The following is a 12499-nucleotide window of genomic DNA, read 5'->3' on the forward strand; positions in this document are numbered from 1 at the left end:
CTAGGAGACGGACGGATCGTGGCACCTCCGGCCGGGCAAATTCGCCCTGCGAAGTATCTGGCGAGTTTTGTCCTCATCGTGGTCGCGCTCTACGCCCTGGTGTTCTTGACCGGGAACGGTTCGGCCAAACCCAAGCTCGGAATCGACCTCCAGGGCGGCACGCTCGTCACCCTGACGGCTCGGCAGGAAGACGGCGCGCAGCCGAGCGAGGAAGCGCTCAACCGCGCACGTGACCTCATCGAGGTCCGCGTGAACGGTCTCGGCGTCTCCGGTGCCGAGGTCGTGCGCGACGGCAACAACCTGGTGATCACGGTCCCGGGCGCGGACAGCGAAGGCGCGAAGGGCCTCGGCCAGACCGCTCGCCTCGCGTTCCGCAAGGTCATCGGCCAGCCGGTGCCGGCGGGCGCCGTGCCGCAGACCCAGACGAGCACGCCGCCGTCCGGTGACGCGAGCACGCCTCCGTCGACGCCGCCGAGCGAGAGCGCCGGCAGCCCGCCGCCGTCGAGTGGTGCCCCGCAGGGCCGTCCCGCGCCGAACCTGGCCGCGCAGCCCTCCAGCACCCCGCCGCCGAGCAGCACCGCGCCGCCGAGCACGCCGTCCGCCCCCGCCAACGTCGACCCGAGGGTCGCGAAGGAGATCCAGGAGGCGAAGGCACTCCGCCAGAGCACGGACCCGCAGGTCCTGCAACAGGCCGCGCTCCTGCTCGACTGCACCAAGCCCGACCCGCTGCGCGGCAACGACGACCTGGACAAGCCTCTCGTCACCTGTGACGAGAAGGGCGAGTTCAAGTACACGCTGGCCCCGGTCAACCCTCCCAAGGAGGACACCCAGACCAAGGCCGACGACTACGCGAACTACTCCCGCCTGACCGGTGAGGACATCAGCAACGCCGCCGCGAACAACAACCCGAACGGCACCGGCTACGTCGTCAACCTCGACTTCAAGTCCGAGGGCGGCACGAAGTGGGGCGCGTTCACCGCGGCCAACGTCCAGCAGGCCGTCGCGGTCGTGCTCGACGGCGAGGTCATGTCCGCGCCGACCATCCAGTCGGCCATCTCGGGTGGTTCCACCGAGATCAGCGGCAAGTTCACGCTGAAGGAAGCCCAGAACCTCGCGAACACGCTGAAGTACGGCGCGCTGCCGCTGTCCTTCGACGCGTCCGAGGCGCAGACGGTCTCCCCGACGCTCGGCCTGCAGTCGCTCAAGGCGGGGCTCATCGCGGGCGGCATCGGCCTCGCGCTGGTCTTCGTCTACTGCATGTTCTACTACCGCCTGCTCGGCGTCCTGACGATCCTGTCGCTGGCCCTGTCCGCGGTCGTCATCTACGCCGTGCTGGTCCTGCTCGGCCGCGTCATCGGGTTCACGCTCGACCTCGCCGGCATCGCGGGCTTCATCGTCGCCATCGGTATCACCGCCGACTCGTTCATCGTCTTCTTCGAACGATTGAAGGACGAGGTGCGCGAGGGCCGCACATTCCGTTCGGCCGTGCCACGTGCTTGGGTTCGTTCCCGCCGCACGATCCTTTCCGCCGACGCGGTCAGCTTCATCGCCGCCGCCGTGCTGTACGTCATCGCGGTCGGCCAGGTGAAGGGCTTCGCGTTCACCCTGGGCATGTCGACCGTCCTCGACCTCGTCGTCGTGTTCCTCGTGACGCACCCGCTGGTCGCGATCGCGTCGAAGTCCAAGTTCCTGACCAACTCGAGCCTGTCGGGTCTGGGGGGTGCCGCCCGCGAGGGTGCCGCGCACCGCGCGACCACGACCGGCAAGACCGCCGTGAAGGAGGCCTGACGTGAGCAGCGTGTTCTCGCGCCTCTACGTGGGCAACGGCGCATTCGACATCGTCGGCAAGCGCATCCGCTGGTACATCGCCTCCGGCATCATCCTGCTGATCTGCATCGGCTCGATGGTGTTCAACGGCTTCAACTTCGGCATCGACTTCGAGGGCGGCACCAAGATCTCGATGCCGTCGGTGTCGGCCAGCGGCCAGGCGATTTCGACGTCCGCCGTCGAGGACGCCTACGCCAAGGCCCTGCCCGGCAAGAAGCCGAACGCCGTGCAGTCCGTCGGTTCCGGTGCCAGCGCGTCGATCCAGCTCAAGTCGCCCGCGCTGAGCATCCCCGAGGTCGCGACCCTCAAGGCCGGGCTGGCGCAGGACACCCAGCCGCAGGGCGGTGCGGGAGCGATCTCCGACAGCGCCGTGTCCGCGTCCTGGGGCGGTGAGATCAGCAGCAAGGCCCTCTGGGCCCTGTTCTGGTTCTTCATCGCGGTGACGATCTTCCTGGTGCTCTACTTCGAGTGGCAGATGGCCGTCGGCGCGCTCGTCGCCGTGTTCCACGACGTCATCATCACCGCGGGCGTGTACTCGCTCATCGGCTTCGAGGTGACGCCGGCGACGGTGATCGGTCTGCTCACCATCCTCGGTTTCTCCCTGTACGACACGGTCGTCGTGTTCGACAAGGTCAAGGAGAACACCCGAGGCCTGCTGGGCCTGACCCGCCGCACGTACGCCGAGGCGGCGAACCTGGCGCTGAACCAGACCCTGATGCGCTCGATCAACACCTCGCTGATCGCGTTGCTCCCGGTCATCGGCCTGCTGGTCGTCGGCGTCGGCGTCCTGGGCGTCGGCACCCTGCAGGACCTGGCGCTCGTGCAGCTCGTCGGTATGTTCATCGGCGCCCTGTCCTCGATCTTCCTCGCCACCCCGGTGCTGGTGGACCTGAAGATGCGCGACCCGAAGTACATCGCGCAGGCCAAGCGCGTGGCCACCCGCCGCGCCAAGGCCGCGGGCCCGCAGGTCGCCGAGGGCATCGAGTCGGTGGACGACGACGCGCTCGCCGCCGACCTGCGCAAGGAGGAGGCGTACGCCGCCGCCGCGTCGGTGCCCCACCGCACCGCCAAGGCAGGCGACGCCCGCCGCCGTCCGACCGGAAAGCGCCAGCGTTGAAACTGGATCGTGCTCTGGGACTGATGCGTGAAGTCCCGGACTTCCCCCAGCCGGGGGTCGTCTTCCGGGACTTCACGCCGGTTCTCGCCGACCCCGACGCCCTGCGCGCCGTGGTCGACGCCCTCCAGGACAAGATCGACGACAGCACCCAGGTGATCGCCGCCATCGAGTCACGCGGCTTCCTCCTGGGTGCTGCCCTGGGTTACGGCTGGCGCTACGGCGTCGTGCCGCTGCGCAAGCCGGGCAAGCTCCCGGTCGTAGCCGACTCGGTGTCCTACGCGCTCGAGTACGGCGAGGCCTCGCTGGAGCTTCCCGCGGACGCCATCCAGCCGGGCCAGCGCGTGGTCGTGGTGGACGACGTGCTCGCCACCGGCGGCACCGCCGAAGCCGCGTGCACACTCGTCGAACGGGCCGGCGGCATCGTGACGGGTGTGTCGGTGGTGCTGGAGATCGCCGCCCTGGGCGGCCGTTCCCGGCTCGCCGGTCGCGAGGTCAGCGCCCTGCTGGCGGTGTAGTCATCTCCCGGTAGCCGGAGTGCAGCCACGTCGTGGTGCTGACCACGGCCGGTACCGGGATCGGCACTTTCGCGCCTTCCAGCGCGAGTTCCTCCGCCCCGATCAGCGCACCGGTCTCCTGGACGAATGCCAGCAGCTTCCGCCGATGACGCGCGTTGTCGACGTGCGTCACCGCGATGCACTGCCTGCCCGTGAAGTCCGTGGTCTCCATGGAGAGGTCCGCACACTTCGCCAGGTGCAGCAGCAGGAGACGTTGCAGCGCCGGCGGCACCACCTGCAGGTTCCAGACCTGTTCGAACGCCTTCATGACCCCGCTGGTCGTCGGCGAGCCGAGCCTGCCGAGCGTGGTGGCGAGCGATTCCTCGCCGGTGATGCGGAGCGACGGGAGCCGGCCGGGCGCGTAGTCGCCGCTGGGCGGCACGAGCACCTCTTCGCCACGCGTCACCAGGAGACGTCCTGACCCGTCGGCGGCGATCCACTGCCTGCGCTCGGACGGCTCGACGGCGGCCGTGAGCCGGTCTTCCCCTGTGCGGCTCAGGAAGCGCTTGGTGTGGAGGAACGAGCTGACCGTGTGCACGTAGTGGTACCTGCCCGCACCGGGCGGCTCAGGCGCGTGAGTGGTCTTCTCCGCCAGCTCGCGCAGCAGCTCGGTGGCGCGCACAGCCCCTCCCGTCAGCCCGTGACCGGCATGACGAACCGGTAGGCGACCACGACGGTGATGGCCCACAGGAAATAGAAGATCGGCAGCCCCAGCAGGATCAGCCGCCAGGCCTTCATGTCACCGTGCCCGACCCGCATCAGGGCGGCGGCAGCACCGAGCCACGGCACCACCCCGAGCATGGCCGCGCGGGCACCCTCGTCGCCGCCGTTGGTGACGAGGTTGAGCAGGACGATCGCGGCGTACCAGATGCCCGCGAACGCCAGGCAGTGCCAGATCGGCCGGTGTGAGTGCATGGGTTCAGCCTGCCAGCCTGCGCGGCACGAACAGGCAGCCCCCACCAGGCGCGTCGCGTCAGACGATCGGCGGGGGCGCCACGAAGGCCGCACCGACGCTGACGAAGACCAGCGTGACCAGCGACGCCGGGGCCGTCACGACCGCGATCTCCCACAGCTTCGGGGCCTTCGCCCGGCGCAGGACCAGCCAGCTCAGGGTGGTCGCGACCACCCAGCCGACCGACGAGCCGATGATCGACCGCGGGTCGATGTAGCCGGGGTCGTCGAGGGCGAGGTACGCCATCGTGCCGAGCCACCCGAACGTCATGGCGGCGCACCAGATCAGAGTCCTCACCTGGCCGAGTCTGTCAGGCGTCCTCGGCCGCGCCGATCCGGTACGTGCCTCCTTGGTCGAGCGTGTGCCGGAACGAATTTCTGTTGCCCTTTGTGTGGGTGGTTGCCGGGCGCGGTTGTTGTTCTTTATTCGCGTTTTGTTGCGTGCGTGGTTGCTGTGCATCTAGAGAGATGCGCACTAACGACCCCTATGGCTCCCTGTCCAGTTCCATCACCCGAACGTGTGACCGCTGACGTGCATTTATCAGGTGATCCTGCGGTACTGTCGAACGCATGAGCGAACCGGACTTCCGCCTCCTGTCTACCGACGAACTGCTTGCCGCAGTCGTCGGAGACGTGGTGGAAATTCGCGTTCTCGAGAATGTGATGATGCACAAGATCGCCGAGCTGGAGCGGCGCGGTGCGGCGTCCGAGCTGGGTTATCGGAATGTCGCGCACGTGCTGCGTCATGCGGTGCGGTGGGACTTGAAGACCGCGCGTCAGTGGGTCGCCCGCGCCGGGTTGCTGGCGCGTGAGCTCACGCCGACCGGCTCGCTCCTGGAGCCGGAGCTGCCGATCGCCGCCGCCGCGATGGCGGAGGGGGCGCTCTCGGGCGACCACATCTCGGCGGTGGCCGAGGTGATGAAGGCGCTGCCGCCCGAAGCGGAGCAGCCCGTGGTGGAGTTCGCCCAGGCTCATGAACCCAGCGCCGTGCGCGCGTTCGGCAAGGAGCTGGCGTACCGGCTCTACCAGCAGGACGAGGAGCCGGGTGATGTCATCGAGCCGGTGCGTCCGGCCAACCGCCTCCGCATGGAGTGGAAGGGCGACCAGCTGGAGGTCTCGGCGAGGCTCGACAAGATCGCCGGCGCGAAGTTCGAAGCGATGATCGACCCGCTGGCGAAACCCCGCCCGACCACCCCCGAGGAAGGCCCGGACGTCCGCTCCCGGGCCGAACGCGAGGGCGATGCCTTCGCTGACCTGATCGACCTGATGCTGCGAGCCGACCGCCTCCCCGAGCACGGCGGCGAGCCGGTCACCCTCACGCTGACGATGTCGTACGCCGACCTGGCCGCTCAGACGGGCGTGGCGGTGCTCGACAACCACGTTCGCGTCCCCGCCACCCTGGTCCGCCGCCTCGCCTGCAACGCGGGCGTGATCCCGGTGGTCCTGGGAGGCCGCTCCGAGCCGATGGACATAGGCCGCAAGGCAAGAACCTTCCCCGCGTCCATCCGCCGCCTGCTGGTGGCCAGAGACCAGGGCTGCACCTTCCCGGGCTGCGACCGCCCGCCGAAGCACTGCGACGCCCACCACCTCAGATTCTGGTCGGCGGGCGGCGAGACCTCGGTGGACAACGCCGCCCTGCTGTGCCGCCACCACCACACCTTGATCCACCAAAGCGACTGGGAGGTAAAGCTCCACGATGGGACCCCGACCTTCATCCCGCCGGCCTGGCTCGACCCCGCCCGCACCCCGAGAACCAACACGAGGCTCCACACCGGCCGCCACGTCGCCTAGCGGCGCCCCCGTTTCGATTCGAACGAGCTGGTTCATGGGGGAGGGGCAATGCCTACCGTCGGACGAATGACTGCGATCACCTCCACCGCGTACAGCCGCGACCTGGGCGACGAACTGCGCCGCCTCCGCGAGAAGTTCACCGGCCTCACCGGGCACGCCTTCGTCCTGGCGTTCTCCGTCTCCGCCTGGCGGGCGTTCGTGGTGAGCGTCGCCTGATCGGCCCAGCGGTAGTTTGCGCGGCGTTCACCGTGTGAGCTGTGCCGCTCAGCGCGCCACCGGAAGTTTCCGCATCGTAAACGCGTTATCCTCGGTACTCGCGAGACCCGAGGAGCGTGGGGTTGAGTCAAGACACCGAACCCGCTGCGACGGTTGTTCAACCGTCGGCGACCCGGCGTGTGCGCGCCCGCCTTGCGCGGCGTATCACCGCCCAACGTGCGGCCCCGGTGAAGCAGGTCCTCGAACCTCTCGCCGCCGTGCACCGTGACCTCCATCCCAAGGCCGATCTGGCGCTTCTGCAGCACGCGTACGACGTTGCCGAGGAGAAGCACCGCCCGCAGCGCCGCAAGTCCGGCGACCCGTACATCACGCATCCGCTCGCCGTGGCGACCATCCTCGCCGAGCTGGGCATGGACACCACGACGCTGGTGGCAGCGCTGCTGCACGACACCGTGGAAGACACCGACTACTCGCTCAACCAGCTCAAGGAAGACTTCGGTGAAGAAGTCGCCCGGCTGGTCGACGGGGTCACGAAGCTCGACAAGGTCAAGCTGGGGGCAGCGGCCGAGGCCGAGACCATTCGCAAGATGGTCATCGCGATGGCGAAGGACCCGCGGGTTCTGGTCATCAAGCTCGCCGACCGGCTGCACAACATGCGCACCATGCGGTTCCTGCCGCCGGAGAAGCAGGCCCGCAAGGCCCGTGAGACGCTCGAAGTGCTCGCGCCGCTCGCCCACCGGCTGGGCATGGCGACGGTCAAGTGGGAGCTGGAAGACCTCGCGTTCGCGATCCTGCAGCCCAAGAAGTACGACGAGATCGTGCGCCTGGTCGCGAAGCGCGCGCCGAGTCGCGACACGTACCTGAGGTCCGTCGTCTCCGAGCTCAACACCCAGCTGGAGAGCGCGCGGATCGTCGCGAAGGTCGAGGGCAGGCCGAAGCACTACTACTCGATCAACCAGAAGATGATCGTCCGCGGCCGGGACTTCGACGACATCCACGACCTTGTGGGCGTCCGGATCCTCGTGGACGAGGTGCGTGACTGCTACGCCGCGATGGGCGTCGTGCACGCCGCCTGGCAGCCCATGCCCGGGCGGTTCAAGGACTACATCGCGCAGCCGCGGTTCGGCGTGTACCAGTCGCTGCACACGACCGTCATCGGTCCCGACGGCAAGCCTCTCGAGGTGCAGATCCGCACCTCGGAGATGCACCAGCGGGCCGAGTACGGCATCGCGGCGCACTGGCGCTACAAGGAAACCAAGGGCACGCACAACGGCAAGTCCGTCGAGATCGACGAGATGGCGTGGATGCGTCAGCTCCTCGACTGGCAGCGGGAAGCCGCGGACCCCGGTGAGTTCCTGGAGGGGCTGCGCTGGGATCTTGCCGCGCGCGAGATCTTCGTTTTCACCCCCAAGGGTGACGTCGAGACGTTGCCGACGGGCTCCACGCCTGTCGACTTCGCCTACTCGGTGCACACCGAGGTCGGTCACCGTTGCATCGGCGCCAGGGTGAACGGTCGTCTCGTCGCTCTGGAGCGCAAGCTCGAGAACGGTGAGGTCGTCGAGATCTTCACCTCCAAGGCGGAGGGTGCGGGCCCGTCCCGCGACTGGCTGAGCTTCGTGGCGTCCCCGCGCGCCAAGGCGAAGATCAAGCAGTGGTTCGCCAAGGAGCGCAAGGAAGAGGCGATCGAGCAGGGCAAGGACTCGATCACCAAGGAGGTCCGGCGCGTCGGGCTGCCGATCCAGCGCCTGGTCAGCGTCGACTCGATGCAGGCCCTCGCGAAGGAACTGCACTACCCGGACATGAGCGCGCTGTACGCGGCGGTCGGCGAGGGGCACACCTCGGCCCGCCACGTCGTGCAACGGCTCGTCGCGCAGCTCGGCGGTGTCGACCACGCCGAGGAGGAACTGGCCGACCGCGCCACCCCGTCCACGGTCACCCGGCGCCGCCCCACCGGCGACGCGGGCGTGATCGTCAAGGACGCGGGCGACGTGTGGGTGAAGCTCGCCCGCTGCTGCACTCCGGTGCCGGGCGACGACATCCTCGGTTTCGTCACGCGTGGCGGTGGCGTCTCGGTGCACCGCACCGACTGCACGAACGCGGAGGAGCTGCTGAAGTCGCCGGAACGGCTCCTCGACGTCGAGTGGGCGCCGTCGTCCTCCAGCGTCTTCCTGGTCGCCATCCAGGTGGAGGCCCTCGACCGGCACCGGCTGCTCTCGGACGTCACGAAGGTGCTGGCCGACGAGCGCGTGAACATCCTGTCGGCGTCGGTGACGACGTCGCGCGACAGGGTGGCCGTCAGCCGGTTCTCGTTCGAGATGGGCGACCCGAAGCACCTCGGCCACGTTCTGAAGGCCGTGCGCGGCATTGAGGGCGTCTACGACGTGTACCGGGTGACGTCGGCTTCGTAACTGGGGCAAGTCGTACGAAGGGGCCCCCGCGGCGAACGCTGCGGGGGCCCTCTCACGTGGTGCGGGTGGCGACTAGTTCGCGACCAGTGCCGACTTGATGTCGACCGGGGTCTTCGGCTTGCCGTCGCCCTGGCCGGGCTGCTGGGAGATCGTGCCGGTCTTCGCGACCTCGTCGACCTTCTTCAGCGACTCCTCGTCGACCGTGCCGAAGATGTTGTACTTCGCCTGCAGGTTCGAGGCGTCGCCGTAGACGATGAAGAACTGCGAGCCGTTGGTGTCCGGGCCCGAGTTCGCCATCGCGAGCACGCCGCGGCCGTAGGTGAGCTCCGGGTAGACCTCGTCCTTGAACGAGTAGCCGGGGCCGCCCATGCCGTTGCCGCCGGGGTCGCCGCACTGCAGGACCTGGATGCCGGTCACCGTGAGGCGGTGGCAGGTCGTGTTGTCGAAGTACTTCTGCTTCGCCAGTTCCACGAAGTTGTGGACGGTGCACGGGGCGAGCGAGCGGTCCAGGTTCAGCTTCAGGTCACCGATCGAGGTGCCGAGCGTGACGCCGACCGTGCCGGTGGTGGGCTGCTCGCCGTTCGCGGGAGGAGTGTTCTCCTTGGCCGCCGGCTCCTGGCCCTTCGTGTATTCACAGTTCACCGTCGCCGGAAGCGCGGCGGGGCGCTTCGGGATCGGGTGCATCGCGGTGGGGATGTTCTCCGCCTTGTCCACCGACTCCTGGGCGGGAGTCTCCGACGCGGCGGCGTCACCATTGCCGAAGACGTCGTTAGTCGCGAGGAACCACACGCCACCTCCGACGAGCGCAACAACGACGACCGTCGAGACGACGGCGATGATGCGACGCTTCTTGGCCCGCTCATGGCGGTAGACCATCTGACGCTCAAGCTTGCGCTTGGCTGCCGCGCGTCGCTGCTCGTTGGTGGGCACGTGCTCCCTCCCCAGGGACTCATGCGAATAGGGCGGTCGGCTCGGCAGTCTAGGGCCTGGGCATATGAGCTTTGTGTGGTGGTTAGGCTGTCGTTGAACAGGGAGGTCATTTTCGTGCTCGTGATCGGGTTCCCGACTGGTGCGCTCCAGGCGAACTGCTTCGTCCTGGCGGCCGGTGAGGGCGAGCCCTGCGTGATCATCGACCCCGGTCAGGACGCGGTTGAGCCGATCGAACAGGCCCTGCGCCAGCACCGTCTCGCGCCGGTCGCCGTGCTGCTCACGCACGGGCACTTCGACCACACGTTCTCCGTCACCCCGGTCTGCGACGGCAACGACATCCCCGCGTACATCCACCCGGATGACGTAGCGATGCTCGCCGACCCGTTGAAGGGCATCAGCCGCGAGTCCGCCGCATTCTTCGGGGGCAACCTGGAGATGCGGGAGCCCTCCGAGGTCCGCGAGCTGGCCGACGGCGCCGCGCTCGATCTCGCCGGGCTGCAGATCACCGTCGACCACACGCCGGGCCATACCGGCGGGTCGGTGATGTTCCGGTCCGGTGTGCAGGAAGGCGGTCGCCTGGTTATCTCGGGTGACACGCTCTTCGCCGGTTCCATCGGACGCACCGACCTGCCCGGTGGTGACCACTCCCGGATGTTGTCGTCTCTGCAGAACAAGGTCATGACCTTGCCCGATGACACAGTGGTGCTGCCCGGCCACGGCCCGACGACGACCATAGGCCGCGAACGTGCGACGAACCCCTACCTGCTCCAGCTGCAGGATGCTGTTCGGACGAACGACGCGCCGGCCGCCCCGCACCGAGGACTTTGAGAGACGTGTTTTCCGCACCCAAAGGCGTTCCCGACTACATCCCGCCGACGTCCGCCGCGTTCGCGCACGTCCGGTCGACGCTGACCCGTGCCGCCGAGCTCGCGGGCTACGGCTACATCGAGCTGCCGGTCTTCGAGGACACGGCGTTGTTCTCGCGCGGTGTCGGCGAGTCGACCGACGTCGTGACGAAGGAGATGTACACCTTCCTCGACCGAGGTGACCGCTCCATCACGCTGCGCCCCGAGGGCACCGCGGGCGTCATGCGGGCCGTGATCGAGCACAGCCTCGACCGCGGTTCGTTGCCGGCGAAGCTCTACTACGCGGGCCAGTTCTTCCGCGCCGAGGCTCCGCAGGCCGGCCGGTACCGGCAGTTCCACCAGGTCGGCATCGAGGCGATCGGCATCGACGACCCGGCCCTGGACGCCGAGGTCATCGCCGTCGGCGACGCGGGGTTCCGCGCGATCGGCCTCACTGGCTACCGCCTGGAGCTCACGTCGCTGGGCGACGCGAACTGCCGCCCGGCGTACCGGGAGCTGCTGCAGGCGTTCCTCGCGAAGCTGCCGCTGGACGAGGCGACGCAGCAGCGCGCGGAGCTGAACCCGCTGCGCGTGCTGGACGACAAGCGCCCCGAGGTGCGCGCGCTCGTCGCCGAGGCGCCGCTGATGGTGGACCACCTGTGCGACGCATGCCGTGAGCACTACGAGCTCGTCAAGGGGTACTTGACCGAGCTGGGCGTGAAGTTCGTCGAGAATCCGCGCATGGTTCGCGGGCTCGACTACTACACGAAGACGACGTTCGAGTTCGTCCACGACGGCCTCGGTGCCCAGTCGGGCATCGGCGGCGGCGGTCGTTACGACGGCCTGATGGCGCAGCTCGGCGGTCAGGAGCTGTCCGGTGTCGGGTTCGGTCTCGGCGTCGACCGCGCGCTGCTCGCGGCGCAGGCCGAGGGCGTGCTGCCGGAGTTCAGCCGGGTCGACGTGATCGGCGTGCCGCTGGGCGAGGCCGCGCGGGCCCGTCTGGTCGCGATCGCCGGTGAGCTGCGTGCCGCGGGCGTCCGGACCGACCTGGTCTACGGCGGCCGCTCGATGAAGGCGGGCTTCAAGGCCGCCGACAGGTCGGGCGCGAAGCTGGCGCTGGTGCTCGGTGAGCGCGACCTGGAAGCCGGCAACATCGGGGTCAAGACCCTTGCGACCGGCGAGCAGGTCACGGTGCCGCTGGCGGACGTGGTCGAAGAGGTGCGGAAGGCGCTGTGAGCGACGACAAGCTCGTTCTCGACCTGCTCGACAAGGCGACGGTCCGCAAGCGTGCGCGCATGGTGGCGATCGGCGGCATCATGGTCGCCCTCGCCTTCGGCGCGATCGTGGGCCTGATCGGCGGCCGCTGGCCCGGTGTCATCGCCGGGGCGATCGTGTCGGTGCCGGTGATCCTGCTGGCGATGTCCGAGGCGCGCCGCACGGTGTGGCTGGAGGGCACGACCGTGTACGTGCGGGCGTTCGGCACGCGCAAGGTCGACCTGGCGGTGGCGGACGGCCTGGACCTGCTGGTCACCGACCTGCGCGGCGCCCGGACCGTCGGCCTGTTCGTGCGCGGCGGCAAGAAGGCGATCAACATCGCCCTGTCGATGTACTCGGGAGTGGGCGGCCGCGAGCTGGGCGTCTACCAGCTCCGCCGGCTCGCGGACGCGCTGGCGTCGCGCGGGGACACGCCCGGACTGGTGTTCTCGGAGCTGCTCGTCGCTCAGCTGCGGGCCGAGGCGCGCGGGATGGCGGCGCCCGAACGGCCGCTGTACCGGCTCGGCTCACTGGCCCCGGCCGGGCGGATGGCGCAGAAGCTCCATCCGGACGCGGTCTCGAAGTTCGTCACGTCGCTGGACTGAA

General features: G+C 68.8%; 13 protein-coding genes. 9 read left to right on the plus strand and 4 right to left on the minus strand.

Translation table 11 applies throughout. From position 1 onward, the window contains the following. Positions 1 to 18: 18 nt before the first annotated feature. The 3 genes from secD to BLR21_RS17820 are packed head-to-tail and all read left to right on the plus strand — an operon-like array spanning position 19 to position 3459. Positions 19 to 1788 carry a protein translocase subunit SecD gene (gene secD / locus BLR21_RS17810; protein WP_090006944.1) on the plus strand — a complete coding sequence of 590 codons (1770 nt, stop codon included), beginning with the start codon at positions 19 to 21 and terminating at the stop codon, positions 1786 to 1788. Between the two features lies 1 nt (position 1789). Beyond that, positions 1790 to 2944: a protein translocase subunit SecF gene (gene secF, locus BLR21_RS17815; protein WP_090006945.1), complete on the plus strand. Its 1155-nt coding sequence runs from the start codon at positions 1790 to 1792 to the stop codon at positions 2942 to 2944. A gap of 23 nt (positions 2945 to 2967) precedes the next feature. After that, the gene (locus BLR21_RS17820) at positions 2968 to 3459 is read left to right on the plus strand and encodes an adenine phosphoribosyltransferase (RefSeq protein WP_090006946.1); all 492 of its coding nucleotides are present in this window, start codon (positions 2968 to 2970) and stop codon (positions 3457 to 3459) included. On the opposite strand, the gene BLR21_RS17825 is transcribed toward BLR21_RS17820, so the two are convergent. The 3 genes from BLR21_RS17825 to BLR21_RS17835 are packed head-to-tail and all read right to left on the minus strand — an operon-like array spanning position 3437 to position 4747. After that, positions 3437 to 4120 (minus strand): hypothetical protein, encoded by a 684-nt coding sequence (locus BLR21_RS17825; protein WP_090006947.1) that lies wholly within the window; start codon positions 4118 to 4120, stop codon positions 3437 to 3439. The two genes, BLR21_RS17820 and BLR21_RS17825, sit on opposite strands and share 23 nt — an antisense overlap. Before the next feature lie 11 nt (positions 4121 to 4131). Beyond that, entirely contained in the window at positions 4132 to 4413 is a 282-nt protein-coding gene (locus BLR21_RS17830) for a hypothetical protein (protein WP_090006948.1), read from the minus strand. 58 nt (positions 4414 to 4471) lie between these two features. Continuing rightward, a complete protein-coding gene (locus tag BLR21_RS17835; RefSeq protein ID WP_143027752.1) occupies positions 4472 to 4747 on the minus strand; it encodes a hypothetical protein in 276 nt (91 codons plus the stop codon). 272 nt (positions 4748 to 5019) lie between these two features. Between BLR21_RS17835 and BLR21_RS17840 the strand changes: the two genes are divergently transcribed. The 3 genes from BLR21_RS17840 to BLR21_RS17845 all read left to right on the plus strand — a co-directional run bounded on the left by BLR21_RS17840 (position 5020) and on the right by BLR21_RS17845 (position 8864). Next, entirely contained in the window at positions 5020 to 6240 is a 1221-nt protein-coding gene (locus tag BLR21_RS17840; protein ID WP_090006950.1) for an HNH endonuclease signature motif containing protein, read from the plus strand. Positions 6241 to 6306: 66 nt separating this feature from the next. Continuing rightward, on the plus strand, positions 6307 to 6456 hold the full coding sequence (locus BLR21_RS42540) for a hypothetical protein (protein WP_176929676.1): 150 nt from the start codon (positions 6307 to 6309) through the stop codon (positions 6454 to 6456). Positions 6457 to 6578: 122 nt separating this feature from the next. Beyond that, positions 6579 to 8864, plus strand: coding sequence for a RelA/SpoT family protein (locus tag BLR21_RS17845; RefSeq protein ID WP_030476342.1), 2286 nt, complete (start codon positions 6579 to 6581; stop codon positions 8862 to 8864). Positions 8865 to 8936: 72 nt separating this feature from the next. On the opposite strand, the gene BLR21_RS17850 is transcribed toward BLR21_RS17845, so the two are convergent. Next, positions 8937 to 9794, minus strand: coding sequence for a peptidylprolyl isomerase (locus BLR21_RS17850; RefSeq protein WP_090006952.1), 858 nt, complete (start codon positions 9792 to 9794; stop codon positions 8937 to 8939). A gap of 114 nt (positions 9795 to 9908) precedes the next feature. Between BLR21_RS17850 and BLR21_RS17855 the strand changes: the two genes are divergently transcribed. Genes BLR21_RS17855 through BLR21_RS17865 form a run of 3 tightly spaced genes read left to right on the plus strand, consistent with a single transcriptional unit; the run spans position 9909 to position 12498 of the window. Beyond that, complete coding sequence (locus tag BLR21_RS17855; protein WP_090007130.1) at positions 9909 to 10622, plus strand: MBL fold metallo-hydrolase; 714 nt, start codon at positions 9909 to 9911, stop codon at positions 10620 to 10622. A gap of 5 nt (positions 10623 to 10627) precedes the next feature. Further along, entirely contained in the window at positions 10628 to 11875 is a 1248-nt protein-coding gene (hisS, locus tag BLR21_RS17860) for a histidine--tRNA ligase (protein WP_420843895.1), read from the plus strand. Next, the gene (locus BLR21_RS17865) at positions 11872 to 12498 is read left to right on the plus strand and encodes a hypothetical protein (RefSeq protein ID WP_090006954.1); all 627 of its coding nucleotides are present in this window, start codon (positions 11872 to 11874) and stop codon (positions 12496 to 12498) included. Before hisS ends, BLR21_RS17865 begins: the two co-directional genes overlap by 4 nt. The last annotated feature ends 1 nt before the right edge of the window (position 12499 follow it).

Origin of the sequence: Lentzea albidocapillata subsp. violacea, assembly GCF_900100275.1 — a bacterium.
In the GTDB taxonomy this organism is placed as follows: Bacteria; Actinomycetota; Actinomycetes; order Mycobacteriales; family Pseudonocardiaceae; genus Lentzea; species Lentzea violacea.

What these genes read in the sequence shown, in the direction of transcription:
- BLR21_RS17820 (WP_090006946.1), top strand. Translation starts at nt 2,968, where the DNA reads ATGCGTGAAGTCCCGGACTTCCCCCAGCCGGGGGTCGTCTTCCGGGAC.
- BLR21_RS17830 (WP_090006948.1), bottom strand. Translation starts at nt 4,413, where the DNA reads ATGCACTCACACCGGCCGATCTGGCACTGCCTGGCGTTCGCGGGCATC.
- BLR21_RS17840 (WP_090006950.1), top strand. Translation starts at nt 5,020, where the DNA reads ATGAGCGAACCGGACTTCCGCCTCCTGTCTACCGACGAACTGCTTGCC.
- BLR21_RS42540 (WP_176929676.1), top strand. Translation starts at nt 6,307, where the DNA reads ATGACTGCGATCACCTCCACCGCGTACAGCCGCGACCTGGGCGACGAA.